Annotated in this window: 1 protein-coding gene, 1 tRNA gene and 1 pseudogene; 2 read left to right on the forward strand and 1 reads right to left on the reverse strand. The window is 71.4% G+C overall.

The window, feature by feature from the left end; translation table 11 throughout:
- Both Q1N79_RS16930 and Q1N79_RS16935 read left to right on the forward strand, forming a co-directional pair.
- Window positions 1–1,560, forward strand: a pseudogene (locus Q1N79_RS16930) (hypothetical protein); the annotation flags it as partial.
- Between the two features lie 232 nt (window positions 1,561–1,792).
- A tRNA-Met gene (locus tag Q1N79_RS16935) sits at window positions 1,793–1,869 on the forward strand.
- Window positions 1,870–2,018: 149 nt separating this feature from the next.
- On the opposite strand, the gene Q1N79_RS16940 is transcribed toward Q1N79_RS16935, so the two are convergent.
- Window positions 2,019–2,771, reverse strand: coding sequence for a methyltransferase domain-containing protein (locus tag Q1N79_RS16940; protein ID WP_300610044.1), 753 nt, complete (start codon window positions 2,769–2,771; stop codon window positions 2,019–2,021).
- Between the last annotated feature and the right edge of the window lie 122 nt (window positions 2,772–2,893).

The following is a 2,893-nucleotide window of genomic DNA, read 5'->3' on the forward strand; positions in this document are numbered from 1 at the left end:
GTCAGCCGCGCGCCGTTCAGCGAGCCGCTGGTCCAGGTGCTGCTGTTCGGCGGGCTGTGCATGGTGACCGACTCGCTGGTGCTGACCCGGCAGCGGAACGGCTACCCGGCCGCGCTGACGCTCGCCGGGCTTGGCGGGTTCGCGCTCGGCCTGACCGTGCTGGCCAGCATCGGCTCGCTGAGCACGCTGCTGCCGGCGTTCCCGGTGCTCGCGATCATGTTCGTGACCCGGCGGCCGCAGGCGGGGCCGCTCGGCGTGGGGCTTTTCCTCGGCGTGGCGTGCGGGCTTTACGCGGGGCTGGACCTCGCGCGGCCGTACCTGTCGTCGCTGTCGACGGAGCTGCACCTGTTCGGGCTGTGCGCGGCCGGGTTCGGCCTGGTGACCGCGCTGACCGCGCCGCTGGCCTTCCCCGGCGTGCGCGCCTGGCTGCACCGGGTGGCCGCGGCGCGGGCAGAGGTCCCCGGCCTGCAGGGCGAGACGTGGGCGCTGCCGTCGCTCGGCGCGTGCCTGCAGGGAGTGGCCTTCGCGGCGCCCGTCGTGCTGCTGATCGGGTTCGCGATCCGGCCGTACTTCCAGACCGTGCGCGGGCAGACCGACCCGGCCGTGATCAGCTACGTGGCCGGCCTGCAGCGGCTGGCGCACCTGCCGGTGGACGGCCGGCGCCAGTACTACGAGTCGAGCCTGGACTGGGTGCTGTGGTACCTCGGCATTCCCGCGGTGCTGCTGGCGGTCGCGGGCGCCTCGCTGATCGGGCGGCGGATGGTGCGCGCCGCGCTGGCATGGCGTGAATCGCTGCTCGCCGCGCGCGTGTGGGGGCTGCCCTTCCTGGTGATCGGCTGGTCGGTGGTGACCGTGCTGTGGGACCCGGCCGTGCTGCCCACGCAGCCGTGGGCCAGTCACCGGCTGGTGCCTGTCGTGCTGCCCGGGCTGATCCTGCTCGGGCTGTGGATGTCCCACCGGCTGAAGGCACGCGCGGCCGAACTCGGGGCGCGGCGGCTGACCGCCGCCGGCGTGGGGGCGTGCTGCGTGCTCGCGATGGCGATCCCCGCGTTCGTGACCTCGATGAACCCCGGGCTCGCGGCCGAGCCCGCGGTCTCGGCGCGCTCGTCGGGGCTGTCGAAGTTCATCAGCCGGGTGGAGTTCCGCGGCGTCGGCGCCGCCGCGACGTACGGCGGCTCGCTCGCCGCGGTGTCGCGGCTGTGTTCGGCCATCGGCCAGGACGCGAGCGTGGTGTTCACCGACGCCGCCACGGCGGACTCCTTCAGCCAGGTCGTGCGGGGCATGTGCGGCCAGCCCGCCGCGTCGGTCGCCGGCGCGTCCACCCTGGCGATCGAGCAGGTGGTGACCTCGATCGAGCAGACCGGCCGCCATCCGGTCCTGCTGGGGGCGTCGCGGTCGGGGGTGTCGCTGTTCGGGGTCGTGCCGCGGGAGGTGCTCTCGCTGCGGACGTCGACGGACGCGGCCGTGCTGACCGGGCCGCCGGCCGGGACCTGGACGGCCCAGTACACGGTATGGATGGCCTCCCCGCTCGGTCCCGAGTCGGCCAGCACCGGACTCTGACCGCCGGCGCTGGTGACCCGGGTGGCTCCAGTGACCCGGGTGGCTCCAGCGCGGCTCTGGTGACCCGGGCGGCTCTGGGCCGTTGGCGTATCTGCCCCGAATAGATTGGGCCACATACGCCAACGCCCCCAAAACGCCTGGGCCCGCGGGCGCGCGAGAGCGCTGGGCGGGGTCCCTCGCCGGGTGGCCGATTTGCCTTGGCTGGCGGGAGTTCATAAAGTGGAGTGGTCGACGCGGGGTGGAGCAGTTCGGTAGCTCGCTGGGCTCATAACCCAGAGGTCGCAGGTTCAAATCCTGCCCCCGCTACCAAGGTCAGCGGCCGGTTCCCGACAGGAAACCGGCCGCTTGCTCGCTGTCCGAGCCCAGCGACATCTGGTCGCCGTCGTCACAACCTGTTCGCCGTCGTCACTGTTGCGACAAGAGACGGCAGAGACAGTGCCTGCGCGTTGGAGCGCCGGTTAGCTGGCGTGCAGGACGAAGAACAGGAAGTTCGGGTTGGTCGTGAGGGCCGGGAACTGGTCGGGAAACAGCTCGCGAGCGGCTGGCACTGGTTGCGGTTCGCTGATGACGGAGATCCGGAAGCCCGCCGCGGTGAAGGCATCGGTCATCGCGTGCAGCGGCCGGTGCCAGAAGCGCATCTGGGCAGTCTGGCCACCCATGGTCCAAGGCACGGTCCAGCTGTGCGTCGCGAAGTAGTCGGCCTTGCGCCCGGCGGGGTATAGCCGGGGGATATAGATGGATGAGGGATGATTGACGGAAACGATCAGCCGGCCGCCGGGCGTCAGAACGCGCCGCAACTCGGCTAGCGGTCCCGTCCAGTCTTCGAGGTAGTGCAGGACCAGGGACGCGATGACATCGTCGAATGCGTTGCCGGGAAAGGGCAGCGGGCCCTTCAGGTCGGCCTGCTGCAGGCGCGCGTCGTCGCCTAGCCGCCGCCGCGCCAACTCCAGCATCCCTGCACTGACATCTACCCCGGTCACAATGGCGCCCCGGTCGCGCAGCACCGAGGACAGGGGGCCGGACCCGCAGCCAGCGTCGAGGATCCGGCGACCGGCCACGTCCCCAGCCAGCGCCAGAATCGCCGGTCGCTCATAGTAGGCGTTTGCGAGGCTGGTCTCGTTTTCGGCCGCGTACGCCTCAGCGATGAGGTCATAGTCGTTGACTCGGGACGGACCTGAAGGCAGCACGCCATCTTCCGGGACGGTAGACATGCGGCCCATGCTGGCATACTCCGTTACCGACCGCGACGGGACGACCAAGCGGGCGGGGCGGGCGCGGCTGCGCAACCAGAAGCGGCGTGTTCGCGCCGGTTACCGGCCCGTTCTGCTAACGG

This window comes from Trebonia sp. (assembly GCF_030042015.1).
Classification (GTDB): domain Bacteria; phylum Actinomycetota; class Actinomycetes; order Streptosporangiales; family Streptosporangiaceae; genus Trebonia.

What these genes read in the sequence shown, in the direction of transcription:
- Q1N79_RS16940 (WP_300610044.1), bottom strand. Translation starts at nt 2,771, where the DNA reads ATGTCTACCGTCCCGGAAGATGGCGTGCTGCCTTCAGGTCCGTCCCGA.